Here is a 25,182-nt window from a genome sequence, read left to right as displayed (position 1 = left end):
ATGCTAAAAAAAGGGTTATCTGTCGTCCTGCTTATTTGTGCTCTGTTTTCAGGCCAGCTTATGGCCGGGCACAAGGGCCATGAATACGTATGGGTAAAAAATGTTGAACATCAGCTGCGGCATGAGGCCGACAGCGACGAGTTACGCAGTGCGGCAGAAGAGTCGGCGGAGGGTTTGCGCGAACACCACCAGTGGCAGAAATCGCGCAAACCGGACACGCACGTAAGGTAGTTAACTGCCTTTACGCTTCGGCAGGGTTTTCATCAGATCGTCAGGGCTGACGGACGCGACGATGCTGCCCGGCGGCGGCATTTTAAAGATGTGGTTTTTCATCTTACCAATAACGTGCATTTCGCACGGACGGCAGTCAAACTTCAGGGTCAGAACTTCGTCGCCGTTAACCAGCTGCATGGGGGTCGCCTTCCAGCTCTTGATATTCCCTTTCGCCTGCTTAGGACACAGGTTAAAAGCAAAGCGGAGGCAGTGCTTGGTGATCATCACCGGCACATCGCCCTTCTCTTCGTGCGCTTCATAGGCCGCGTCGATCAGCTGCACGCCGTGACGATGATAGAATTCACGCGCTTTATGGTTGTAAACGTTCGCGAGGAAGGATAGATGGGTGTCCGGATACACGGGCGCAGGAACAGATTCGGCCTTACGGCTGCCGCGCGGATACTGAGCCAGACGCGCTGCATCCAGCATCTCTGCCGTTTCACGGCGGAACTGGTTAAGCAGGCTGTTCGGTACGAACAGCGCGTCCGGTAGATTAACCTCAATCGCGCGCGCGTAGTAAATTGTCTGGCCCAGCTTCGCCACGCCATCCTTCAGGCTGTTAAGCGCTTTTTCCGCGTTGTTTGCCACCTCGAACAGGCCGTCGAGCGTATGCGTCACGCTGATGCCGTCTTCACAGGTCATGGTCAGAATCAGCTGCTCTTCCCAGCCGCCCAGCTCAATATCCACCGCGATGCGACGCTCGCTGGAGGTTTTAAGCAGCGCCTGCTGCCAGTTATGATCCAGGTTACGGTTAAGCGCCGCGTTCGGCCTTGCCTTGTAGAGATCGGCAGGCATTTCATTCGGCCATACGCGGTAGCGGTTCTCGCCGGTTTTCTCGACCGTGTTGGCGCGGAAGCCCACGACCTCACGCTTAATCATCACGTTAAGGCCATCACCGTTCGCCAGCGGTTCCGTCACTTCAACGTCAAGGTGATCTTTCGCCACTTTCAGCACTTCACCAACGGGTAAGCCGATAAACTTCGGTGAGTCAAACGCGCCGATATCCCCTTTACGGGCATTCACGAAATAGTCCGTGCTGCCGCGGTGGAAGGTTTTGTCCGTCGACGGAACAAAGAAATGCTCGGTACGCCCGGCTGACGCGCGCGCCAGGTCGCCGCGATCTTCAATGATGGCGTCGAGCATCTGGCGATAGTGCGCGGTGATGTTCTTTACGTAGCTCATATCTTTGTAGCGCCCTTCAATCTTGAAGGAACGCACGCCCGCGTCGATCAGCGCGCCCAGGTTAGCCGTCTGATCGTTATCCTTCATGGAGAGCAGGTGTTTTTCGAACGCCACGACGCGGCCCTGATCGTCTTTCAGGGTATACGGCAGACGGCAGGCCTGAGAGCAGTCGCCGCGGTTGGCGCTGCGGCCGGTCTGGGCGTGGGAAATGTTGCACTGGCCGGAATAGGCCACGCACAGCGCCCCGTGGATAAAGAATTCAATCGTCGCGTCCGTCGCCTGGTGAATATCGCGGATCTGATTAAGGTTCAGCTCGCGCGCCAGAACAATCTGCGAAAAGCCGACGTCGGAGAGAAACTTCGCCTTTTCTACCGTACGGATATCGCACTGGGTACTGGCGTGCAGCTCAATGGGCGGAATATCCAGCTCCAGAACGCCCATGTCCTGAACGATCAGGGCATCAACGCCGGTCTGGTAGAGATCGGTAATCAGACGCTGCGCGGGCTCCAGCTCATCATCATGAAGAATGGTGTTCAGGGTCACGAACACTTTCGCCCCGAAACGGTGGGCGAACGGCACCAGCTCGGCGATATCGCTCAGGCTGTTGCTGGCGTTATGGCGGGCACCGAAGCCAGGGCCGCCGATGTAGACGGCGTCAGCGCCGTGAAGGATTGCTTCACGGGCAATGGCGGCGTCGCGGGCCGGGCTTAAAAGTTCAAGATGATGGGATTGCAGGCGCATACTTCGTCGTTATCCGTTATGGTCAAAATGGCGGCTATTGTAGTCAGAAGTATGCGACAGCGAAACAGTTTTGCGTAGCCTCAGCGGGGATAATGAATCAGAGAGTGAAAATGCACCGGCCGGTCGGTGCTGTTGCGGTAGGCGTGTGCTTTATCGCCGGCAAAACGAACGCCAGAATCGGCATAAACCGTCTGCCACTCCCCGTTGATGTTCATCTCCAGCTCGCCGTCAATCACCACCACGTGTTCGATCACCCCCGCCTCGTGCGGCGTGGACTCGCTCAGGGCGCCCGGTGCCAGCGTGATGGAGAAATGATCGAACCTGAGCGTCTCATCCCAGGGAAAGAGCGGTTTAACCACCATCGCCTGCTGCTGCGAATCAAACACCGCCGGCCTGTCCGCCTCGGGCGTGATGAACGCGGAAAACGGGACGTTCAGCCCAGTGGCAATTTTCCACAGCGTCGACACCGTCGGGCTGGACTCATTGCGCTCGATTTGCCCGAGCATCGCTTTCGACACGCCGGTTTCGTCCGCCAGCTTCGACAAACTCCAGCCGCGGGCCTGGCGCAGCGTTTTCAGCGTTGCTGCAAGATGTTGTGTAATGTCCATGCTCCCTCCTGATGGTGATGAGCATACCACTTGTACGCTATAACGCACAGTGTTACCTTATCGCGGACGTTATAACGCACAACGGAGTTTCCATGCGCCCTTCCTCTCATCTCGTTCCAGCCGCACTGGCTGGATTTGTCGCCGTCCTGGTCGGTTACGCCAGTTCTGCAGCCATTATCTGGCAGGCCGCGGCGGCGGCGGGCGCCAGCGCGCAGCAGATCGCGGGCTGGATGACCGCGCTGGGGACAGGAATGGGCGTCAGCACCCTGGCGCTTTCCTGGTGGTATAAAGCCCCGGTGCTGACCGCCTGGTCTACGCCCGGCGCGGCGCTGCTCGCCACAAGCCTGCACGGCGTAACGCTGGCTGAGACGATCGGCGTGTTCATCTTCGCCAACGCGCTCATTTTACTCTGCGGCGTTACCGGGCTTTTTGCCCGTCTGATGAAGCTAATCCCCCATTCGCTTGCGGCCGCCATGCTGGCGGGCGTACTCCTGCAGTTTGGGCTGCATGCGTTTGCCCATCTGGACGGGCACTTTCTGCTGTGCGGAAGCATGATTGCGGCGTGGCTGGTAGCGAAAGCGCTGGCACCGCGGTATGCCATCGTCGTTACGCTGCTGGTGGGCGGGATCGTGGCGTGGGCCGGAGGTGACGTTGTCACCGATAAAATCACCCTCTCCCCCGTGATGCCTGAGTTTATTGCCCCCGCCTTTACCTTCACCAGCCTGGTAAGTATCGGTTTGCCTTTCTTTCTGGTGACCATGGCCTCGCAAAATGCGCCCGGTTTCGCGACGATGAAAGCGTCCGGCTATCCGCTGGCGGTCTCACCGATCATTATTTTTACGGGCGGGCTCGCGCTGCTGCTGTCCCCCTTCGGCGTCTTTTCCATCTGCATAGCCGCCATTACCGCCGCTATCTGTCAAAGCCCGGATGCCCACCCGGATGCCGCTAAACGCTGGCTGGCGGCCATCGCGGCTGGCGGGTTTTATCTGCTGGCGGGGGTGTTCGGCGGATCTATCACCGCGATAATGGCAGCACTGCCGCTCAGCTGGATCCAGACCCTTGCCGGTCTGGCGCTGCTGGGTACCATTAGCGGAAGTTTATATCAGGCGCTGAATCATGAAGCGGAGCGCGACGCGGCCATCGTCACGTTTTTGATGACCGCGAGCGGCGTTACGATCCTCGGCATCGGTTCGGCATTCTGGGGGCTGGTGCTGGGTGGGGTGTGCTACGCCCTGTTCTCACGCGCTCGCCGCGCGTAGCTGAGACGGCGTGATGCCCATGACGCTACGGAAACGGTTACTGAAGTGGCTGGCGGAGTTAAACCCGCAGGCCAGCGCGATATCCGTGAGCGGCGTCGAGGTATGCTGTACCAGGTTTTTCGCTTTTTCCATGCGCCTTTGCATGACGTACTGATGCGGCGCCAGCCCCGTCGACTGGCGGAACATGCGGGCAAAATGGTATTCGCTGAGGGCAGCCTGCGCCGCGAGCTCAGCCAGCGTCAGGGGCTGCCCGAGGTTTTCTTCAATGAAAGCCAGCACGTTGCGCAGAACAAACGGCGATAACCCGCCGGTAACGACCGGCAGCTTCCACTGAACGTTAGCGTAGTTTTGCAGCAGGTGGGTCAATAGCAGCGTGGAGGCCGTACTCAGGGTGAGCTGATTGGCCTGCTGCTGCCAGTCGCAGCCGAGAAGAAACTGGCGGTACAGCGCGGTGATCTTCGGGTCGCTGCCAAAAATGCGCTCGTCCAGCGTCAGCGACAGCGGCCGCTTGTCCCAGATTTTTTCGCCCACATCGCGCAGGTGTTCGTCGGTGCAGTAGAGATGGACAAAAGACAGATCGTCGCGGATATCCCACGTCGATTCACTCTCTTTCGGCATTAAACAGAAACGATCCGGTCCCCCGCCGTTCTTCCAGCCGCCCGGCGTCTTTTGATAGCTCTCGTAACCGTCGGCGACGTACAGACTGAGGGTGTGATGGTTGCTTTTAACCGTTATCGTATCGCGCTTGTTGTACCACGCCGCCAGCTGAATGCCGGAATTCAGAGAAACGGTTTCCCGCAGGACCGCATTCTGCTGGCGTAGCGTTTCAAAGGTATCGTAAGCGTTAGACATAACCGTTAGCGCGTTATTGAGTGAACTGTCAGTCTAAGAACTGTTGTCCCCCGTTGCCAGCCCCCGGAAAAGAAAAAAGCGCAAGATTTTGCAAGTCTACCGCAAGCCGGTGAAAGTCCCCTGTCGCTCTCCGCGCCATACTGCGGGCTTCCGTGGTTTGAGAAGAGAAAAAATATGAACGCATTATTATACGGACTGGTGGTGATCATCTGGGGAACCACCTGGATTGCCATTTTCCTGCAGCAGGGTCCCGTGGCGGCCCCGGTGTCAATTTTCTGGCGCTTCGCGGTGGCCAGCGCCACAATGATGGTGGTGTTACTTGCCCTGCGCCGTCTGCGCAAGCTGGCCCTGCGGGATCACCTGTTCTGCATGCTTCAGGGATGCTGCGTCTTCTGCTTTAACTTCTGGTGCTTCTATACCGCGGCCGCGCACATCAACACCGGGCTGGAATCGGTGATCTTCTCCATGGCGGTGCTCTACAACGCCATTAACTGTTTTATTTTCTTCGGACAGCGCCCGCCCGCGCGTTTCTGGACGGCGGCGGCGCTGGGTCTTGTGGGGATCGTGACCCTTTTCTGGGACGACCTGCTGGCCAGCGGCTGGAGCGTATCGCTTCTGACGGGCATTGGCCTTTCCGCCCTCGGCACGTATGGGTTCTCGCTGGGCAATATGATCAGCATGCGCCATCAGCGCAGAGGTCTGGAAACCATGACCACCAACGCCTGGGCGATGCTTTACGGCACGCTGGTGATGGGCGGCATTGCGCTTTGCAGAGGCGACAGTTTTACCCCGGAATGGACGGTCACCTACATGGGCGCGCTGCTCTATCTGGCCCTGTTCGGCTCGGTGATAGCCTTTGGCGCCTACTTCACGCTGGTGGGACGTATCGGCCCCGGTAAAGCGGCTTACAGTACGCTGCTCTTCCCGCTGGTGGCGCTCTCCATCTCAACGGTGTATGAAGGCTACGTCTGGCACATTAACGGTATCGTCGGGTTACTGCTGATTCTGGGCGGGAATATGGTGATGTTCACAAAACCAGAGACCTGGTTCAGGCGCTTGCGGACAGCATAAAAAAACGGCCTGCAAACTGCAGGCCGCTTACCGTTATTTCGCTGTTTTATGCACGTCGAACATGGTGGCATCCGTCGCCATGTCATCAACAACCTGCTTCAGCGTGGCAAAGGTCATTGGCGTACTTTCGTTGGTCAGCTCTTTACCTTCGCCTTTACGAACCACCTTCATCACCGGTTTGTTGGTGGCCGCATCGATCAGCTCACCTTCAAAGAAGAGATGCGTATCCATGGTGCGATGGCCGGTTGCCATCTGCGTCCCCGCAACCACCAGCGCGACCGGCACCACTTCATAGAACTGCAGACCCTCTTTCTGCGAACTCACCCCGGTGATTGCACCGCGGAAAATCAGGCTGTGTTTACCCGGCGTGCTCACAATCGGCTTACGGGTACCAATCGCCGTTTTCATTTTGTTATTGGTGTAATTCAACAGCTCATCAAGCGTTCTTTTACCAATCTGCGTGGTTGGCTTAGGCGCAGGATAATAGGTAATCGGCGTCCAGATAATACTGTCGTAATTGGCTTCGTTGTAGGAAGGATCGACCCAACGCAGCGTGGGTTTACCCGTCGCAGAGGTCGTCTGCTGCAGGCCGGAGTAATCTTTTAAAAAGCCTGAATATTGTTCTGGCGCGGCGACTTTTGAAGAACAGCCCGCCAGTGCCAACAGACCCGTAAGCACTGCAACTTTAAAAAAAGTTTGAGGACGCATGATAGTTTTCCATGTTATCTGCAAGTATGCATTTGAAGTTATAGCAAAAGTCTGGTGGGTTTGTTGTGACAAAAAATGATGCGGACAGCACAAATTGCGAAAAGAGTGCCCGGCAGCGTACCGGGCAGTGAAAAATTACTGATTTATATCCACCTGCCAGAATAAATGCTTGCCAAACGGATCGATTTCGTAGCCTGTCACCTCTTTGCGCACCGGTTCGAAGATCGTTGAATGCGCAATCATGACCGCCGGCATCTGGTCATGCATGATTTGCTGCGCCTCTTTGTACAGCGCCACGCGTTTATCGCGATCGGTTATCGATTTTGCCTCGGCGATGATCTTATCAAACGGCTTGTAGCACCACTTCGCCGAATTCGAACCGCCGTTTGCCGAGGTGCAGGTAAAGAGCGGACCAAAGAAGTTATCCGGGTCGCCCGTTGCGGTCGTCCAGCCCATCAGCGCGGCCTGATGTTCACCGCCCTTCACGCGCTTGAGATATTCGCCCCATTCGTAGGTGACAATTTTGGTCTGCACCCCCACCTTCGCCCAGTCGGCCTGAATCATCTCCGCCATCCGTCTGGCGTTCGGGTTATAGGGCCGCTGGACGGGCATTGCCCACAGGTCGATGCTCATGCCGCTGGCCAGGCCGGCCTCTTTCAGCAACGCTTTCGCTTTTTCAGGATCGTAAGCGTAATCCTTCAGTTCGCTGTCAGCGCTCCAGACGCCCGGCGGCAGCAGGTTTTTCGCGGCGGTTCCGGTGCCGTGGAATACCGCGTCAATGATGGCCGGTTTATTGATCGCCATCGCCAGCGCCTGGCGAACCTTCACGTTATCCAGCGGTGGCTTTTGGGTATTAAACGCCAGGAAACCGGTGTTCAGCCCGGCCTTGCTCATCAGGTTGATTTCTTTGTTCGCCTTCATGCGCGGCAGGTCCGCCGGGTTCGGGAACGGCATCACCTGACATTCGTTTTTCTCAATTTTGGCAAAACGCATGGAGGGATCCGGGGTGATGGTGAAGACCAGCCTGTCCAGCTTCGATTTTCCCTGCCAGTAGTCGGCAAATGCCGTGAACAGAATGCGGGAATCCTTCTGATACTGCGCCAGCTTAAACGGCCCGGTGCCGATCGGCTGCATATCCACCTTCTCCGGCGTGCCCGCTTTCAGCATCGCATCGGCATATTCCGCGGAGAGGATCGAGGCAAAATACCATGCCAGGTCGGCGACAAACGGCGCTTCCGGGTGTGCCAGGGTAAAGCGAACGGTATGGTCATCAACTTTATCAATGGCGGTAATCAGACTACCAAACTCCAGGCTTTCGAAGTTGGAATAGCTGCCGTTAGAGACATTGTGATACGGATGATTCACGTCCTTCTGGCGCATAAACGAGAAGATCACGTCATCGGCGTTAAAGTCACGGGTCGGCGTGAAGAATTTATTGCTCTGGAACTTCACGCCCTGACGCAGATGGAAGGTGTAAACCTTGCCGTCGTCGCTCACCTCCCAGCGCTCAGCCAGGCTCGGCACCAACTCCGTGGTGCCGGGTTTGAAATCGACCAGCCGGTTATAGACCGGCACGGCGCTGGCGTCCACGCTGGTGCCCGAGGTGTATAACTGAGGATTAAAGTTTTCCGGTGACCCTTCGGAGCAATACACCAGCGTTTTCGCGGCTACGGTAGAACTGACCGTGAGCGCAGCGAGTGCCAGCGTTAACATTGTGCGTTTGCTTGTCATCATTTATTCCTGTCTTTTTAATTCGACGGCTAATTAATTCTTTTGCCATTTCATAAATAACATTAAAGTGAAGTGGCAAACACCTGAAAAATAAATAAGGAAGAAAACACTATGGGCTCGCCGCTTTCCAGACAATTAACGCACCGTTTTTTCCGCTATCTTGCGATTACCAGCCAGAGCGATCCGAAAGTAAAAACTCTGCCCTCAACCCCGGGCCAGCACGACATGGCGCGAGAACTGGCGCAGGAGCTGGCGCAGCTGGGTTTAGACGACATCGTGATTGACGAGTTCGCTACCGTGACGGCGGTAAAAAAAGGCAACGTGCCCGGCGCGCCGCGCATTGGCTTTATTACCCATATTGATACCGTGGACGTAGGATTATCACCGGATATTCATCCGCAAATATTAACCTTTACCGGTGAAGATCTCTGTCTGAATAAAGAAAAAGAGATCTGGCTGCGGGTGAAAGAGCATCCTGAAATTCTGGCTTACCCGAATGAAGAGATTATTTTCAGCGACGGTACCAGCGTATTGGGCGCAGATAATAAAGCGGCGGTAACCGTGGTGATGACCGTACTGGAAAACCTCACCGCTGAGCATCAGCATGGCGACATTGTGGTCGCGTTTGTGCCTGATGAAGAGATCGGCCTGAACGGTGCAAAGGCGCTGGATCTTAAGCGCTTCGACGTCGACTTTGCCTGGACCATCGACTGCTGCGAGCTGGGGGAAATTGTCTACGAGAACTTTAATGCGGCAGCCGCTGAGATCCGCTTCACCGGCGTGACGGCGCATCCGATGTCCGCCAAAGGAGTACTGGTGAACCCGTTGTTGATGGCGACCGATTTCATCAGCCATTTCGACCGCCAGCAAACGCCAGAGTGCACCGAGGGTCGCGAGGGCTACATCTGGTTTAACGGCATTCAGGCCGGACAGAACGACGCCGTGCTAAAGGCCAACATTCGTGATTTTGATAAAGCCGGCTTTGCCGCCCGCAAGCAGCAGATTGCGGACGTCGCCGCGCTGATTGCCGCCCAGCACCCGACGGCGAAGGTCGACTTTAGCATTGAAGATACCTACAGTAACATCAGCAATGCGATTGGCGAAGACCGGCGCGCCATCGACCTGATGTTTGAGGCGATGGAATCGCTCGGCATCACCCCAAAACCGATCCCTATGCGCGGCGGCACCGACGGCGCGGCACTCTCGGCAAAAGGGTTACTCACCCCGAACTTCTTCACCGGCGCGCATAACTTCCACTCGAAGTTTGAATTTCTGCCACTGTCGTCGTTCGAGGCGTCTTATAACACTGCCCTGCAGATCTGCCTGCTGGCCGCCCGTTAGGCGGGCTTGCGCGCCAGCATGGTGGCAAAGCGCAGCTTGATGCGGTTGCCGTTTTCATCGGTGCGGTGCAGCTCGCCAACCTCTTCGTTGTATTTGAGCAACTCCCAGCCTTCATAGTAGTTGCTCAGCTCACCGCTTTTGAACGCAAACGGGAAGCCGACGGTGCACGGATAATCTGCCGTGTCCATCGCGGCAACGATCAGGTTGTAGCCGCCAGGTTTGGTGCAACGCTGCATGTTGGCGATAAGACCCGGGATGGTTTTCGCCTCCAGGAACATCAGCACCACGGTGGAAAGAATAAAGTCGTACTCGCCGTCAAAGCTCAGGCTGTTAAGATCTTTGACGGCGGTATGAAGATTCTCAATCCCTTCTGCCGCCTTGATGCGCTCGATGTTATCAACGCTCATCGGGTTTTTATCCCAGGCGGTCACCTCGTGGCCGTTGGCCGCCAGGTAAAGGCTGTTGCGGCCATTACCGCAGCCCAGATCCAGCGTCTTACCGGGCTTTACAATCCCCGCGCTGTACAGCACTTCTGAATGCGTGCGGGTGAGTCCATATTTCTCTGTGAAGTAATTCTCATCGACGGTCATTGTTTTTCCTGCGTTCTCATAAATTGAAAGTGCATTTTACATGCCATTTTAAGGCGTTTACCGTCTGGTTGCCAGCCGTTCGAAAATCGAAAAATTTGCTACGTTTAGTGAAGATGCTTATCAGAGACTTGAAGATGAACAAATTTCGCCTTAGCGACGAGACCCGCCTCTGGCAATGGAAAAACGGCGAAACACCCCACTCAACGACGCTGCGGCAGGTTATCGCCACGGTAGATTTTAGCGACGTGACGGCCGGCACGAAAGGCGGTTGGGTTGACGATGAGCGTGCCCTGTCCCAGGAGGGAGACTGCTGGATCTACGATGAAAACAGCGTGGTGTTTGCCGGTGCAACCGTGTCCGGCAACGCGCGCCTGACCCTGCCGTGTACCGTCAGCCACGACGCGCATATCGGCGGTAACTGCTGGCTGGACGCAGCAGAGGTCAGCCACGGGGCGCGAATAAGTGACAATGTCACCGTTCAGCACTCCTGCGTGCGTGGCGAATGCCATCTCTTCGGCGACGCGCGCGTCCTGCACAACAGCGTCATCATAGGTGCCAAAGGCCTCACGCCGGACCACGACCAGATCCTGCAAATATACGACAGGGCGACGGTAAGCCGGTCGCGCATTGTGCATCAGGCACAAATTTACGGCGAGGCGATGGTGAATAACGCGTTTGTTGAGCACCGCGCCGAAGTGTTCGACTGCGCGATCCTCGAAGGTAACGAACTCAACAACGTCTGGGTGTGCGACTGCGCCAAAGTGTACGGCAACGCCCGGGTAATTGCCGGCTTTGATGACGATGCCATCCCGACGGTGCGCTACAGCTCGCAGATTGCGGAGAACGCCGTGGTGGAAGGAAACTGTGTCATCAAGCACCACGTCCTGATCGGCGGCCAGGCCTGGCTGCGCGGCGGGCCAATCATGCTGGATGATAAAGTGGTGATTCAGGGACGCGCGCGGATCAGCGGCGACGTGCTGATTGAGCATCGGGTTGAAATTACCGACGATGCGGTGATTGAAGCCTTTGCTGGTGAGAGCATTCATCTGCGCGGTGAAAAGGTGATCAACGGCGACCAGCGCATCACCCGTACGCCGCTGCTGGGGGCGCTATAGGGTATAAATTTTGCCGTAGATGTTCACATCGTCATAGGCGCCATTCAGGTATTCCGCTTCCCGCAGGCACCCTTCCAGCGTAAAACCGTTGCGCAGGGCCACGCTGTTGCTCTGCTGATTCGCCACCCGACACTTGATCACAAAACGGCGGATCTCACCGCGCTCAGCGTAGTAGCGCATAAACGCCTGCAGCGACTGCGAGAGGATCCCCTGCCCCTGATGTGCTTCATCCAGCCAGTAGCCGATGTACCCGGCTTTGTTGGCTGGCTCAATCGCATTGAACGACAGTACGCCGACCAGCGCATCCTCCCTGAAGATCAAAAACATTTTGGCGTAGCCGCGCTGGTGCAGCATCTGGTTACTCTGCACGTTGCGTCGGGTATCGTCCTCGCTGCCCACGTGCTGCGCCCAGTCAAAAGCGGTTTGCAGAAAGGCTCTGTTTTTGACGACGAGGTTATGCAGTTCGGCGGTATAGCGCTCTTCGACGGCGCGAAGCTCGAGAGCGTCAGATACGGGAATAGTTTCGGATTGTGTTGCGGTCATTGCCCCTCACCCTAACCCTCTCCCGGAGGGAGAGGGAATCGATCGTTAACGCATTACCCGGTCATCAACGTAATGACGTTTATCCGGCGCTGGCGGGAAATACTGATACAGCCAGGTTTCGCTGATGGCATCGCCCTGGCAGCGCAGGAACAGGCGCATATCCACCGGTTCGGTAGAGTCAGAGGTTGGGTACCAGTCAAACAGAATGCGATAGCCGTCAAACGGTTCAACGTAAAGGATTTCAACCTGCTTTGCTTCACCACTGGAGAGCGTAATCACCGGCTCGATGCCCTTCGGTGCGGCGGCCTTCAGGTCGCCGCCGACGAAGTCGATAGCAAAGCGACGGGCCCACACTTTCGGGTAATTTTCGCCCGGCGCCCAACCTTCCGGGAAACCGCCCATGCCGGTGCGGGTCGCGTAGACGTTCGCCAGCGGGGAGCGCACCGGCGGCTGTGCGCTCCAGTACAGACGATATTTGAAGTCCAGCTCGGCGCCCGCTTTCACCGGTTTTTCCGGCTGCCAGAAGCAGACCACATTATCCAGCGTTTCACCGGTGGTCGGGATCTCCATCAGCGCGATGGATCCTTTACCCCAGTCGTTGCGCGGTTCAACCCACAGGCTCGGGCGCTTGTTATACCAGCCCATCACGTCCTGATAGTGCGAGAAATCGCGATCGAGCTGCAGCAGCCCGAACCCTTTCGGGTTTTTGTCGAGGTAGGCATTGAACTGCAGCTTCTGCGGGTTATTCAGCGGACGGCAGATCCACTCCCCGTTGCCGCGCCACATGGCCAGGCGGTCAGAGTCGTGGATTTGCGGGTGAATGGTGTCGCACATGCGGCGTTCGTTATTGCCGCAGCTGAACATGCTGGTCATTGGCGCGATGCCGAGCTGCTTGATGTCCTTACGCGCGTAGAGATGGTTTTCCACCTCCATGATCACCTGGCTTTTTTCGCAGTGGATCACGAATTTATAGGCACCGGTGATGCTCGGGCTGTCCAGCAGCGTGTAGACGGTAAAGGTAGTGTCGCCCGGCTTAACGGTTTCAAACCAGAAAGAGGTAAAGTCCGGGAACTCTTCCGGCGTGTCGGTAAAGGTATCTACCGCCAGACCGCGGGCGGAAAGGCCGTACTGGTAGGTGTCATCCACCGCGCGGAAATAGCTCGCGCCCAGGAAAGAGACGATATCGCGACGCGCCAGCTCTGGTGCTTTAAAGGCGCGGAAGCCCGCAAAGCCGAGATCGCTTTGCCCTTCCAGCTGTTTGGTATCCACACCCGTTTCGCCGTAGCTGAACAGCTCAGGACGGAAGTGGATCTCGCGCGCCATCGAGGTCGACTGGTCCAGCGAGAACATCCGCACGCGGCGGCGGAACCCCATTCCCATATGGAAGAACTGCACGTCCAGCTGACGGCCTTCAATGTTGTTCCACAGTGACTGCTTTTCATCGTAGCGGATGGCGTTGTACGCCTGCGGCGTCATGGTCGCCAGCGTCTCCGGCAGCGGACGCGGCGCGCCCCCCCACGGGGTTTTCGCCAGGTCATGCGCCATGGATTGCAGTACGGAGAAGTCAAAACGACGGCTCTGGCCGTCAGCAATGTCAGAGTCGGCCGCGTATGCCGCTTTGGAAAACAGGGAAGCAAGGCCAGAGGTACCGCTCAGGGCTGCCACTGCCAGCGAGCCTTTTAGAAAACGTCTGCGATTCATGCCTGGAAAAACGTCCTTATGGTCGTGTGAATGTGTTTCGCGCTCGGCGAAATGACGGCAAGAAAGAACGCACAGCCTAAACAAAAATGGTTAAGAATCCAATTGTTGGCCGGTGATTATCTGAACAAAGTGAGAAATATTTTCTGTCGACCAGAACGGCCCGAAAGTGGTGTAAAGAAAGCCTGGAAAATGTGTATAAAAATGCCCCGTCAGGACATCAGCTGACGGGGCAAATGAGGCGGTTATTTTACGCTGACATCGATACCCGGGAAGTACTTATCAGCGAGTTTAGCGATCGTGCCGTCGGCACGTACTTTATCAATCGCGGCATCAAGCTGCTTTTTGGTGGCCTCGTCCCCTTTACGCAGCCCAAAACCGATCCCACTGCCGAGGATAGTGTCGTCAGACACCGGTTTGCCGATGAAGCCAAACCCTTTCCCCTGCGGCTTGCTGAGGAAACCTGCCTGCCCGGCCGCGGACATGACCAGCGAGGCGTCGATACGGCCATTCAGCAGATCGCCCCAGGCCATATTCTGATCTTTATAAGACACCACGGTGACACCCTGCTTTTCCCAGTGCTCTTTGGCATAGGTTTCCTGAATGGAGCCCTGCAGCACGCCGATGGTTTTCCCCTTCAGCCCTTCAGGCGTCGCCTCAACCGCCGTCCCGGCCTTGCCGACCAGCTGCGACGGAATACGGTAGATCGGCTGGGTGAAATCAATGCTCTTGCGGCGCTGTTCGGTGATATTCATCGCCGAGTTGATGGCGTCAAACTTCTTCGCCACCAGCCCCGGGATCAGCGCGTCAAACGAGGTTTCCACCCAACTGCACTTCATCGCTGCCGCTTTGCAGATGGCGTTACCCAGCTCAACGTCAAACCCTTCCAGCTCGCCTGAGGCATTGCGGCTCTCAAACGGCGGGTACTCCGCTTCCAGACCGTAGCGCAGCTCGGTGGCCGCGAAGGACGAAAAGGTACACAGCAATCCCATGCCGACAACTAACGCGCGTAATTTCATCTCATACTCCTTAGCGTGGTTTAACCCGACACAGGGCTTGAGCACCTGCCCGTAACGTCGCCTCATCTTTCGCAAAAGAGAGACGAATCAATTTATTATCCGTGCCGTCCGCATAAAACGCCGACAGCGGAATGGTGGCAACACCGTACTCAACGATCAGCCGTTTCACCAGCTCGCTGTCCCGCTCGTCGCTGAACCGGCTGTAGTCCGCCAGCATAAAGAACGATCCGGCGCTCGGCAGCAGGGTAAACGGCGAATCGGCCAGCAGGCCGTGCAGCAGATCGCGCTTGCGCTGGTAAAACGCCGACAGCGACAGCCAGGTTTGCGGATCGGTCATGTGTTCTGCAAACGCGTGCTGCATTGGCGTATCGGCAGAGAACATCAAAAATTGATGGACTTTACATATCTCGTCCATCAGCTCTGCGGGTGCCACACAATAACCCACGCGCCAGCCGGTGACGTGATAGGTTTTTCCGAAAGAAGAAATAATCACGCTGCGCTCCGCCAGCTGCGGGTGCGTGGCCATCCCGTGGTGCGGTTCCCCATCGAACACGACGTGTTCGTACACTTCGTCAGACAAAATAATGATGTCGGTATTGCGCGTCAGCGCCGCCAGCTGCTGCAGGTCATTGGCCGTGAAGACCTGGCCGCTCGGGTTGTGCGGCGTATTGATGATGATCATGCGCGTGCGCGGGGTGATGGCGGCACGGACCTCGTCCCAGTTGACGGCAAAATCCGGGACCGTAAGCTTGATGGCGACAGGCGTTGCCCCCTGCAGGCGAACAATGGGCGCATAGCTGTCAAACGACGGCTCAAAGTAGATCACCTCATCGCCCGGGTGCACCAGCCCGCTTATCGCTGAATAGAGCCCTTCGCTGGCACTGGCGGTCACCAGCACCTCGCTGGCAGGGTCATACTGCGTCCCGTAGAGGGCGGCAATTTTATCAACAATACGTTCCTTGAGCGGCTGCAGGCCGGTCATTGCCGCATACTGGTTATGCCCTGCCTCCATCGCGCGGGTGACGCCGGCGATCAGCTTCGGGTCGCAGGAAAAATTCGGCGCGCCCTGAGAAAGGTTAATGGCATTATGCTGGGCCGAAAGCTGGCCAATAACGGTAAAAATGGTGGTTCCCACGTCTGGCAGCTTGGAGCGCGTTTGCACCGGCGTTCGTAAAGTCATCCTCTTTCCCTTCTCATGGACATTGCATAACTATTCAAACAACAAGTGCGTTGCCGGGACAATCGAATTGTTGTCATAATAGCCATGAGAAAAATGCATAGCTGAGGTGTTTTCATGTCGCGCCGTTCGCTCCCGCTCAATGCCATCGACGCATTTTTAGTCACCGCGCGTCACCTGAATCTGACCCACGCCGCCGCAGAGTTGTGTCTGACGCAGGGGGCCGTGAGCCGCAAGATTTCTTCTCTTGAGACGTGGTTTGGTTTTCCGCTCTTTGAGCGCCACGCGCGCGGGCTGCGCCTCTCGCCCCATGGCAGCGCCCTGCTGCCTGAGCTGCAGTCCGCTTTCGGGCAGCTGCTGACCGTAGCCGACCAGGCTCGCAGCCTGCACACGGTGATCCGGCTTAAGGCGCCTACCTGCGCCATGCGCTGGCTGGTGCCGCGTCTGCTGGAGGTGGAGCGCGAGCAGCCGGACCTGCAGATCGCGCTCACCACCACCACCGATCATAACGTCAATTTCAAAACCGAATCTTACGACGCGGCCATCGTCTTCGGCACGCACATGAGCGCAGGCGATCTGCTGTTCGAAGAGGCGCTAACCCCGGTATTCAGCCCCGTCAGGGCGGGTGCCGCACTGGGTTCGCTGACGTTTCTTCACCCGACAAGGGATAAGACAGACTGGTCACTGTGGCTGGCGAATCAGGAAGGTCCGGGCTTTGCTATGCACAAAAATCAACACTTCGATACGATGGATCTCGCCATCACCGCCGCCATTCAGGGGCTTGGTGTTGCCATCGCCGACGAAACGCTGGTGGCAGAAGATGTCCGCGCCGGAAGGCTGATGCGCCCCTATGAAGCAAGTGTAAAAACCGGCGCGAGCTACCGGCTGGTGCTGCGCGAAACGCCTTGTCAGGAAAATGGTCTGTCGGCGTTTCGCGCCTGTTTGCTTAATCGAGGCTGACGTGGTGCTTCATCACGCGTTTGAAGAGGCTCATGCGGGCGCGCATAAAGCGGTTTTCAAGCCTGAAACCTGCATGTTTATTCACGCCAATACGTAACAGCACGTCCCGCCCTTTGCGGCAGGCTGGCCAGCGCGTCGGCCCGTGAAGGCAGTCATGCGTTCCGGCATCGCGCGCAAAGCTTACCCAGTAATCAGCCACCTGGGCGGCAAACTGTAGATCCCGCTCATTGACATACTGACGTGAAGGCTCCACCTGGCCGAGGGTATCGAAGACATAGGGAACTTCGTTGCCGTGCCAGGCGCCGTTAATATACGTGCCATGTTCCGCTTCGGCCACATAGTCAAACCAGTAACGCCAGCAAAGCCCGCCGACGCGCTGCTGGGCCTGCATCACCACGTAGCCCATGGTGGTGAAGGCCATGTCGCGGCATACCTGCCTGCCGAGCTCCTCATCGCCCTTCACGCCCGGATAAAGCAGCTTGATGAGCCCCAGCCCGAAGCGGCGCTCCCGGCGAAGCTTCTGGATTTGCCCGGCGAGGTCGACCCCAAACACCGCCATCACGCTGGCTTCATCGCTGTTGGAGCCAATCATCACCGGCACGGGATGCTGGCGGGCGGCGAAAAAGACGTCCAGCATCGCCTCCGGCAGAACGCAATCCCCGACGATGGGCGCCGGGGCGACGTTCAGCGGCGCGGTCAGCGGCCAGAACGCCTCGGGCGGAATGGCGCGCAGCTGCTCTGCCGTCGCGTTCTCCAGACCAAAATGGGCGGCCAGCGCTTCCCCTTTTTGCAGGGCCTGCTCGCGCGGCGTGTCCGGCAAGGTGTATCCGCTTTGCACTATCGCCTTATGGAACAATCCTGCTGCCAGCGGCGAGGCCAGCAGAGAAAGCACGCTGCGCGCGCCGGCGGATTCGCCAAACAGGGTGACGTTATTGGGGTCGCCGCCAAACGCGGCGATATTCTCCCTCACCCATTCGAGCGCGGCGATCTGGTCCAGCAGGGCAAAATTATGCACCACCCGCTCTTCTTCCCCCTCCAGCGCGGGATGGGCGAAAAAGCCGAGATGGCCGAGACGGTAGTTAATCGTGACGACAACCCCCCCGCGTGATGCCAGGGCTTTACCGTTGTACGGCGGCAGGCCACCGGCGCCGATCGTAAACCCGCCCCCGTGCAGCCAGACCATGACAGGCAGCGGCCCGGTACGGTCAACGGGGGACCAGACGTTAAGATAGAGGCAGTCTTCAGAAAACTGTCCGGGATCGCCCCCGCCCAGCTCCTGACAATATTCACTGCTTTGCCAGCTTGAGGGCGAAAAGGCGGTGGCTTCACGCACGCCGTCCCAGCGTTCCGGAGGCCGCGGCGAGCGCCAGCGCCACTCGCCAACGGGCGGCGCGGCATAGGGAATACCGCACCAGCGGTGAACGTTTTCATCGGTTAAACCAGACAGTGCGCCCTGGCGCGTTTCAACCACAGGGGCGGAAGGATATTGCATAACAACCTTATTTTTTTCCATCACACCCCTGAAGAGTAACGATTTCAGAGCAAACCGCAACGCTGTTTGCTGCGTGTTTCCGCCTCCTCGTAGAGCGTAAACTCGTCATACACCGGGCAGCCGAGCGCGGCTTCAAACGCATTGCGGCTGGCATTACCGTGGCTGCGGGCCTGGGTTTCGTTCCCGAGATTGGACTGGAAAATCCCCGCCGCGCTGACCGGGAGGAAATCCTCGTAGATGATCGGCTGAGCAACCACCCACCCGCGCTCGATCAGCGGTTGCGGATCGTCTCCCGGACGAAACGCGTGGCGATGGGCTTCTCCCGCCGGGGTCAGGCGATAGCGAAAATAGGCAAGCTCCTGACGGCGCAGGAACATTTCGCTGTCCGGGAAGGCGCTGAAAATCTCCTGTAAATGCAGCTGGTGCGTGAGGTTATCTTTACCGGTTCCGGCCTGGGCCAGCAGGCTATCGTACAGTTCCCGGCCTTTCGGGGTCAGCGCCACGCCGCGCTGTTCAATTTCACCGAAGCGCGCGGTGTGGGTGCCTTTGTGTTCACCGGCGAAAAGCACCGGCTCTTCCAGCGCCTTGAAGCTGGTCTGACGCAACAGGATCGGCACTTCACGACGCGGCGGCCCTTCGATCAGAATTTTTGGCTCAATGCCATACTTCGGCATCAGCTCCTGCACACGGTCAATGTCCAGCGTGCGCGGCGTGAGGTGGTTGATATGGCACCCGGGGAAGCAGACCACGTCGGCAATCAGACGGTGCTCGCGACTCAACGCCAGGTAGGTCTCCTGGTCGACCGTTGCATGACGGTGCCAGCGGAAGGTTTCTAACGCTTCATGTACAAACTCGTGCGCCTGCGCTTCGGTAAAGCCCCCTTCCAACTCGTGGAGATCAATAAGTTCCAGACAGCGTGGCGTAAAGATGTTTCGGTGAGAGAGAATTTCTGCCGCCCGCTCGCGTAACGCCAGGTTTTCAATCAGCTCAAGGCGCAGCAGAGAGGTAAAGATACGAAACGGATTGCGGCACAGCGCCGCATCATCAACCGGACGAAACGCCGTCGAGTGGACCGGCACCCCCGCCTGGGAGAGATCGTAATAGCTGACCGGATACATGCCCATAATGGCAAACATACGGCGCAGGGTGGAAAGCTCTTGTGCCGTCCCGACGCGGATCGCCCCGTGACGCTCCACGTTAAGGCGCGCCAGCTCGTCGGCATTCGCCAGTTGTTCATGTAAGAGTGGGTTATTTTCCAGAACCGCCAGGTTTACGTCCGCAACCAGTTCAAGCAACGTGCCGTACTGCGGAACTTCCTGCTGGTACATCGCCGACATAGCCTGCGAAAAATGTTCCCGAATATCATCAGCCGTGATGGTGTTCGCCATGATGTCATGCCTCCAGTGAATATTACCTGGAGTGTAGAGAAACCCGTTCCTTCCGGGGGGAAGAATTTCTGATTTGTGATCTTAAGACGACAGTGGTCAAACCGTGTGCTACCGGTCGCTGACGCTCCCTGCCGAAACGCGCTTTTCGCCTCGTCATATTTTTCCAGGATTTTCCTTATAATTATTTATGGCTCTGTTTTCTAGCTATAAAGTATTAATTTTTCGCACGGCGCTGATTGCAAAATAATCAGTCATGGCACGCCCTTTATTTTATCTTCACCTTTCAACTTTTTAGTCGAAACTTAGGACTAATCTTAGCTAACGTTTACAAGTCCCTCCCACTTCTCAATATTTTCCCGTCAGGCGAAGCGCAAAGCGTTCAATATTCAAAAATAACGCAACCGCAAATAGCAAGACGCATTTGACGAATGCCCCACAGCGACTAAAGTTATTAATCGAACGACGAGTGATACGGAATATTTTCGTATCGTACTGACATAACCAATATATGAATATGAGGTTTAATATGGCAGAGCATCGTGGTGGTTCCGGTAATTTCGCTGAAGACCGTGAAAAAGCATCAGAAGCTGGACGTAAAGGTGGCCAGCACAGCGGTGGTAATTTTAAAAACGATCCGCAACGCGCATCTGAAGCGGGTAAGAAAGGGGGACAGAACAGTCACGGCGGAGGCCGTAAATCTGATAACTCCTGATCTTATTTAGTACTCTTTTAATAAAACCAGAGAGCATGCTGCGGGCTGAAAAGCTCGCAGTACCCTCTCCTTATTTTACCGGAGCGTAATAATTATGAATATGAAAAGTGTTGAGGATGTATTTATTCATCTTCTCTCGGATACCTACAGTGCGGAAAAACAGCTTACCCGCGCGCTGAGTAAGCTTGCCCGCGCCGCATCCAGCGAGAAACTGAGCGCGGCCTTTACCGCACATCTTGAAGAGACGCAGGGCCAGATCGAGCGTATCGACCAGATCGTCGAACAAGAAGACGGTATCAAACTCAAACGCATGAAATGCGTGGCGATGGAAGGCTTAATTGAAGAAGCCAACGAAGTCATCGAAAGCACGGAAAAAAATGAAGTCCGTGATGCTGCCCTAATTGCCGCTGCGCAAAAAGTAGAGCATTACGAAATTGCCAGTTACGGTACTCTAGCAACGCTTGCAGAACAACTTGGCTATAAAAAAGCCGTTAAGCTTCTTGCCGAAACGCTGGAAGAAGAAAAAGAGACCGACCTTAAACTCACCGATCTGGCCGTTGGAAATATTAACCAAAAAGCGCAGAAATGACGCAATAACACAGGTTAAATAAAATGAGCATCAGTCCCAGGACAATTAAACGGTGCCATTTAACGGCAGCTATAATATGGTTCATTCTCGCTATCCCTTCCGTAATATGGTGGAAGAACAGCGTGCTATGGGTCATTATCATCAGTATTTACGCCAATATTGTCGGCCATTTATCTGGCTACAGTGCCGCGCGTGCCGATCAGGCTGCTGAGAGTGAGACCAAATAAGCGAACCCCTAATGAGGATACAATGATGAATCACGTAGAACACTACCATGACTGGCTACGCGATGCCCATGCGATGGAAAAGCAAGCCGAGTCAATGCTGGAATCCATGGCCAGCCGCATCGATAATTATCCCGATGTTCGCGCCAGAATTGAACAGCATATTAATGAGACAAAACGGCAAATTACATTGCTGGAGGAAATCCTCGACCGTAATGATATTTCTCGTTCGGTTTTAAAAGACTCGATGAGCAAAATGGCGGCGCTGGGTCAGTCCATCGGCGGCATGTTCCCGTCTGATGAAATCGTTAAGGGCTCAATCAGCGGCTATGTTTTCGAACAGTTTGAAATCGCCTGCTACACCTCCCTGCTCGCCGCCGCAAAAAAAGCGGGCGATACTGCCTCCGTGCCCGCCATTGAGACGATCCTGGCGGAAGAGCGCGAGATGGCCGACTGGCTGATTCGCCACATCCCGCAAACGACGGAACAGTTCCTGCTGCGTTCAGACGCATCGGGTGTCGAAGCGAAAAAATAACTCAGGAGAGTCTATATGTTTCGACACGTTAAACAGCTGCAATACACGGTTCGCGTTGCTGAACCGAACCCGGGTCTCGCCAATCTACTCCTGGAACAGTTTGGCGGGCCGCAGGGCGAACTGGCGGCCGCCTGCCGCTACTTTACGCAAGGGTTGAGCGATGACGATCCTGGCCGTAAGGATATGCTGATGGACATTGCAACCGAGGAGTTAAGCCACCTCGAAATCATCGGTACGTTGGTCGGCATGCTGAACAAAGGTGCCAAAGGCGCGCTGGCGGAAGGGGTGGAAAATGAGGCTGAGCTCTATCGGTCCATGACCGAAAACGGGAACGACAGCCACATCACTTCCCTGCTCTATGGCGGCGGCACACCGCTCACTAACTCGGCGGGCGTGCCCTGGACGGCGGCCTACGTCGATACCATCGGCGAGCCAACTGCAGATCTGCGCTCGAACGTGGCGGCAGAGGCCAGGGCGAAGATCATCTACGAACGGCTGATCAACGTCACTGACGATCCCGGAGTAAAAGATGCGCTGGCGTTTTTGATGACGCGTGAGGCGGCGCATCAGCTCTCCTTTGAAAAAGCGTTACAGTCCATTCGTAATAATTTCCCGCCGGGGAAACTGCCGCCAATCGAGGAATTCACCAACAAGTACTACAATATGTCAGAAGGTGGAGAGGTTCGCGGAAGCTGGAACAGCGATAAGCACTTTGATTACGTTGAGTCCCCCCAGCCTGCGGTGGATGGCGGTGACGGCAGCGCCAGTGTGACGCTCACAACCGAACAGGCAACCCTGGTTAAGGCGATGTCTGCCCGCACGAAGTCCGATCCACATTCCGACCCGCTGACCGGTGCCGAGCTGGGCGCCGGAAAGACTAAACCGTAATCGGTTTTGCCGGTAGCCCTGCGCTACCGGTAATTCTCGTGCCCCATCGCTTCAGAGGTACGGACAATGTTCGAACTTGATGCATTCCATCTCGCCAGAATTCAGTTCGCTTTTACCGTCTCGTTTCACATTCTTTTCCCGGCGATTACCATTGGTCTTGCCAGCTATCTTGTCGTGCTGGAGGGCATGTGGCTGCGCACCAAAAACGACGTCTGGCGTTCGCTTTACCACTTCTGGCTCAAGATATTTGCCGTTAACTTCGGGATGGGGGTGGTTTCCGGGCTGGTCATGGCGTATCAGTTCGGTACCAACTGGAGCGGGTTCTCCCAGTTCGCGGGCAGCATTACCGGCCCCCTGCTGACCTACGAGGTGTTAACCGCCTTCTTCCTGGAAGCCGGCTTCCTGGGCGTTATGATGTTCGGCTGGAACAAGGTCGGCCCCGGGCTGCACTTCTTTTCAACCTGCATGGTGGCGCTCGGCACGCTGATGTCGACCTTCTGGATCCTCGCCTCCAACAGCTGGATGCACACCCCGCAGGGTTTTACTATCGAAAACGGACAGGTTATTCCGCAGGACTGGCTGGCGATTATCTTTAACCCCTCCTTCCCTTACCGCCTTATCCATATGGCCATCGCCGCGTTTCTGAGCAGCGCGCTGTTCGTCGGCGCGTCGGGCGCATGGCACCTGCTGCGCGGAAATGATACCCCTGCCATACGCACTATGTTCTCCATGGCGATGTGGATGGCGCTGCTGGTCGCCCCCATCCAGGCCGTGGTGGGCGATATGCACGGCCTGAACACGCTTGAGCATCAGCCTGCCAAAATTGCCGCCATCGAGGGGCACTGGGAAAATCCGCCCGGCGAGGCCACGCCGCTGCTGCTGTTTGGCCTGCCGGATATGGACGAGGAGCGCACCAAATACGGTCTGGAGATCCCCGCCCTCGGCAGCCTTATCCTGACGCACAGCCTGGATAAGCAGGTGCCGGCGCTGAAAGACTTCCCGAAAGAGGATCGCCCAAACTCAACCATCGTCTTCTGGTCGTTCCGCATCATGGTCGGGATGGGCCTGCTGATGATTACCCTCGGCCTGGTCAGCCTCTGGCTACGCTATCGCCACAGGCTCTATCACTCGCGCCCCTTCCAGTGGTTTGCCCTCTGCATGGGGCCCGCGGGTCTGGTGGCGCTACTCGCCGGCTGGGTAACCACCGAAGTGGGCCGCCAGCCGTGGGTCGTCTACGGTTATCTGCGCACGATTGACGCGGTCTCCCTGCACAGCACCCTGCAGATGAGCATCAGCCTGCTGGCGTTCTTCGTTGTCTACTCGTCGGTGTTTGGCGTGGGCTATGTTTACCTCATCCGGTTGATTAAGAAAGGCCCGCAGCCTGTCGATACGCTGACCTCAAACACGTCGGGCACCCCCGCCCGTCCGCTGTCTGCCGCGGAGTCTGTTCCGGAACAGGAGAGAAACTGATGGGCGTCGATATCTCTGTTATCTGGTTTGCCATCATCGTCTTTGCCACGCTGATGTACATCATTATGGATGGCTTTGATTTGGGCATCGGCCTGCTATTTAACTTCGTGGGCGACGCGAAAGAGCGGGATGTGATGGTCAACAGCGTAGCACCCGTGTGGGACGGCAACGAGACCTGGCTGGTGCTCGGCGGCGCCGGGCTGTTCGGCGCGTTCCCGCTGGCTTATGCGGTCATTATTGATGCGCTGACCATCCCCCTTACCGCGATGCTGATCGGCCTCATCTTTCGTGGGGTAGCCTTTGAGTTTCGCTTTAAAGCGACGCCTTCGCACCGCAAATTCTGGGACTACTCTTTCGCCGGTGGCTCCCTGCTCGCCACCTTCAGCCAGGGGATCGTCGTGGGGGCGGTGATCAACGGCTTTGAGGTTGAGGGCAGACGATTTGTGGGCTCGCCGCTCGACTGGCTGACGCCCTTTAACCTCTTCTGCGGCCTCGGACTGGTCGTCGCCTACACGCTGCTGGGCACCACCTGGCTTATCATGAAAAGTGAAGGCGCATTGCAGCACCGGATGCGCGAGCTGACCCGCCACGTGCTGCTGGCCCTGGTGGCGGTCATCGCGGTCGTCAGCGTCTGGACGCCGCTCGGCTGGCAGTACGTAGCCGACCGCTGGTTTACCCTGCCCAACTTCTTCTGGTTCCTGCCGGTTCCGCTGCTGGTCGGGCTTTTCAGCGTGCTGATCTGGCGCCTGACCCGCAACCCGGCCAGCCACTCGCGTCCCTTCCTGCTTACGCTGGGGCTGATTTTCCTCGGGTTTAGCGGGCTCGGTATCAGCCTGTGGCCGAACATTATTCCGCCGCGCATCACCCTGTGGGAAGCCGCGGCGCCCCCCGCCAGCCAGCTGTTTATGCTGGTCGGGACCCTGCTGATTATTCCGGTGATTCTGGTGTACACCGCCTGGAGCTACTATGTTTTCCGGGGAAAAGTGTCGGATACTGAAGGCTATCACTGAGGAACG

25 protein-coding genes are annotated in these 25,182 nt (G+C 56.8%); 13 read left to right on the top strand and 12 right to left on the bottom strand.

Translation table 11 applies throughout. The annotated features are described in order from the left end of the window. Complete coding sequence (locus V1603_RS14540) at positions 1-231, top strand: DUF2554 family protein (protein WP_116341124.1); 231 nt, start codon at positions 1-3, stop codon at positions 229-231. On the opposite strand, the gene V1603_RS14535 is transcribed toward V1603_RS14540, so the two are convergent. Next, positions 232-2,196 carry a U32 family peptidase gene (locus V1603_RS14535; protein ID WP_116339960.1) on the bottom strand — a complete coding sequence of 655 codons (1,965 nt, stop codon included), beginning with the start codon at positions 2,194-2,196 and terminating at the stop codon, positions 232-234. An 80-nt stretch (positions 2,197-2,276) separates the two neighbouring features. Further along, a complete protein-coding gene (locus tag V1603_RS14530) occupies positions 2,277-2,804 on the bottom strand; it encodes a helix-turn-helix domain-containing protein (RefSeq protein ID WP_395312829.1) in 528 nt (175 codons plus the stop codon). 11 nt (positions 2,805-2,815) lie between these two features. Here V1603_RS14530 and V1603_RS14525 point away from each other — a divergent pair, with 11 nt between their 5' ends. Then, positions 2,816-4,063: a benzoate/H(+) symporter BenE family transporter gene (locus V1603_RS14525; RefSeq protein WP_395312828.1), complete on the top strand. Its 1,248-nt coding sequence runs from the start codon at positions 2,816-2,818 to the stop codon at positions 4,061-4,063. Here the strand turns inward: V1603_RS14525 and V1603_RS14520 are convergent. Then, complete coding sequence (locus tag V1603_RS14520) at positions 4,043-4,915, bottom strand: helix-turn-helix transcriptional regulator (protein ID WP_395312827.1); 873 nt, start codon at positions 4,913-4,915, stop codon at positions 4,043-4,045. The two genes, V1603_RS14525 and V1603_RS14520, sit on opposite strands and share 21 nt — an antisense overlap. A 174-nt stretch (positions 4,916-5,089) precedes the next feature. Here V1603_RS14520 and V1603_RS14515 point away from each other — a divergent pair, with 174 nt between their 5' ends. Then, complete coding sequence (locus V1603_RS14515; RefSeq protein ID WP_166711120.1) at positions 5,090-5,986, top strand: DMT family transporter; 897 nt, start codon at positions 5,090-5,092, stop codon at positions 5,984-5,986. Between the two features lie 33 nt (positions 5,987-6,019). Here V1603_RS14515 and V1603_RS14510 read toward each other — a convergent pair whose 3' ends face one another. After that, positions 6,020-6,694, bottom strand: coding sequence for a DUF3313 domain-containing protein (locus tag V1603_RS14510; protein WP_302218459.1), 675 nt, complete (start codon positions 6,692-6,694; stop codon positions 6,020-6,022). A 135-nt stretch (positions 6,695-6,829) separates the two neighbouring features. After that, positions 6,830-8,425 carry an ABC transporter substrate-binding protein gene (locus tag V1603_RS14505; protein WP_395313989.1) on the bottom strand — a complete coding sequence of 532 codons (1,596 nt, stop codon included), beginning with the start codon at positions 8,423-8,425 and terminating at the stop codon, positions 6,830-6,832. Between the two features lie 111 nt (positions 8,426-8,536). Here V1603_RS14505 and pepT point away from each other — a divergent pair, with 111 nt between their 5' ends. Further along, positions 8,537-9,766: a peptidase T gene (pepT, locus tag V1603_RS14500; RefSeq protein WP_302218460.1), complete on the top strand. Its 1,230-nt coding sequence runs from the start codon at positions 8,537-8,539 to the stop codon at positions 9,764-9,766. Here pepT and tehB read toward each other — a convergent pair. Beyond that, positions 9,763-10,356, bottom strand: coding sequence for a tellurite resistance methyltransferase TehB (tehB, locus tag V1603_RS14495; RefSeq protein ID WP_163329331.1), 594 nt, complete (start codon positions 10,354-10,356; stop codon positions 9,763-9,765). The two genes, pepT and tehB, sit on opposite strands and share 4 nt — an antisense overlap. 134 nt (positions 10,357-10,490) lie before the next feature. Between tehB and ydcK the strand changes: the two genes are divergently transcribed. Beyond that, complete coding sequence (gene ydcK, locus V1603_RS14490) at positions 10,491-11,471, top strand: YdcK family protein (protein WP_395312826.1); 981 nt, start codon at positions 10,491-10,493, stop codon at positions 11,469-11,471. Here ydcK and rimL read toward each other — a convergent pair. The 4 genes from rimL to V1603_RS14470 all read right to left on the bottom strand — a co-directional run bounded on the left by rimL (position 11,466) and on the right by V1603_RS14470 (position 15,911). After that, the gene (gene rimL / locus V1603_RS14485; RefSeq protein WP_316379115.1) at positions 11,466-12,014 is read right to left on the bottom strand and encodes a 50S ribosomal protein L7/L12-serine acetyltransferase; all 549 of its coding nucleotides are present in this window, start codon (positions 12,012-12,014) and stop codon (positions 11,466-11,468) included. The genes ydcK and rimL overlap by 6 nt on opposite strands. A 45-nt stretch (positions 12,015-12,059) precedes the next feature. Beyond that, positions 12,060-13,715: a glucan biosynthesis protein D gene (locus V1603_RS14480; RefSeq protein ID WP_116339984.1), complete on the bottom strand. Its 1,656-nt coding sequence runs from the start codon at positions 13,713-13,715 to the stop codon at positions 12,060-12,062. Between the two features lie 242 nt (positions 13,716-13,957). Beyond that, positions 13,958-14,731, bottom strand: a complete 774-nt coding sequence (locus V1603_RS14475) for a transporter substrate-binding domain-containing protein (protein WP_116339986.1) — start codon at positions 14,729-14,731, stop codon at positions 13,958-13,960. A 10-nt stretch (positions 14,732-14,741) separates the two neighbouring features. Continuing rightward, a complete protein-coding gene (locus tag V1603_RS14470; RefSeq protein ID WP_163329325.1) occupies positions 14,742-15,911 on the bottom strand; it encodes a pyridoxal phosphate-dependent aminotransferase in 1,170 nt (389 codons plus the stop codon). A 114-nt stretch (positions 15,912-16,025) separates the two neighbouring features. On the opposite strand from V1603_RS14470, the gene V1603_RS14465 reads away from it, so the two are divergent. Further along, the gene (locus V1603_RS14465) at positions 16,026-16,868 is read left to right on the top strand and encodes a LysR family transcriptional regulator (protein WP_316387202.1); all 843 of its coding nucleotides are present in this window, start codon (positions 16,026-16,028) and stop codon (positions 16,866-16,868) included. Here V1603_RS14465 and V1603_RS14460 read toward each other — a convergent pair. Both V1603_RS14460 and V1603_RS14455 read right to left on the bottom strand, forming a co-directional pair. Next, entirely contained in the window at positions 16,855-18,360 is a 1,506-nt protein-coding gene (locus V1603_RS14460) for a carboxylesterase/lipase family protein (RefSeq protein WP_395313988.1), read from the bottom strand. The genes V1603_RS14465 and V1603_RS14460 overlap by 14 nt on opposite strands. Before the next feature lie 44 nt (positions 18,361-18,404). Further along, positions 18,405-19,748 carry a VOC family protein gene (locus tag V1603_RS14455; RefSeq protein WP_395312825.1) on the bottom strand — a complete coding sequence of 448 codons (1,344 nt, stop codon included), beginning with the start codon at positions 19,746-19,748 and terminating at the stop codon, positions 18,405-18,407. A 526-nt stretch (positions 19,749-20,274) separates the two neighbouring features. Between V1603_RS14455 and V1603_RS14450 the strand changes: the two genes are divergently transcribed. The 7 genes from V1603_RS14450 (at position 20,275) to cydB (ending at position 25,176) form a co-directional block, all read left to right on the top strand. Beyond that, positions 20,275-20,460 (top strand): general stress protein, encoded by a 186-nt coding sequence (locus V1603_RS14450; protein WP_004150795.1) that lies wholly within the window; start codon positions 20,275-20,277, stop codon positions 20,458-20,460. Between the two features lie 94 nt (positions 20,461-20,554). Then, on the top strand, positions 20,555-21,049 hold the full coding sequence (locus tag V1603_RS14445) for a ferritin-like domain-containing protein (protein ID WP_008502272.1): 495 nt from the start codon (positions 20,555-20,557) through the stop codon (positions 21,047-21,049). Positions 21,050-21,072: 23 nt separating this feature from the next. Further along, positions 21,073-21,276, top strand: a complete 204-nt coding sequence (locus V1603_RS14440) for a hypothetical protein (protein ID WP_013096662.1) — start codon at positions 21,073-21,075, stop codon at positions 21,274-21,276. A gap of 25 nt (positions 21,277-21,301) precedes the next feature. Further along, positions 21,302-21,808, top strand: a complete 507-nt coding sequence (locus tag V1603_RS14435; RefSeq protein WP_014831871.1) for a ferritin-like domain-containing protein — start codon at positions 21,302-21,304, stop codon at positions 21,806-21,808. Positions 21,809-21,823: 15 nt separating this feature from the next. Then, entirely contained in the window at positions 21,824-22,696 is an 873-nt protein-coding gene (locus V1603_RS14430) for a manganese catalase family protein (RefSeq protein WP_008502274.1), read from the top strand. Positions 22,697-22,762: 66 nt separating this feature from the next. Beyond that, positions 22,763-24,166 carry a cytochrome ubiquinol oxidase subunit I gene (locus V1603_RS14425; RefSeq protein WP_028013105.1) on the top strand — a complete coding sequence of 468 codons (1,404 nt, stop codon included), beginning with the start codon at positions 22,763-22,765 and terminating at the stop codon, positions 24,164-24,166. Next, positions 24,166-25,176 (top strand): cytochrome d ubiquinol oxidase subunit II, encoded by a 1,011-nt coding sequence (cydB, locus tag V1603_RS14420; protein ID WP_395312824.1) that lies wholly within the window; start codon positions 24,166-24,168, stop codon positions 25,174-25,176. The genes V1603_RS14425 and cydB overlap by 1 nt, the downstream gene beginning before the upstream one ends. The last annotated feature ends 6 nt before the right edge of the window (positions 25,177-25,182 follow it).

The organism is Enterobacter sp. ECC-219, from assembly GCF_043966805.1.
GTDB classification, from domain to species: Bacteria; Pseudomonadota; Gammaproteobacteria; order Enterobacterales; family Enterobacteriaceae; genus Enterobacter; species Enterobacter cloacae_N.
This window is presented reverse-complemented; position numbering and strand designations above follow the sequence as displayed.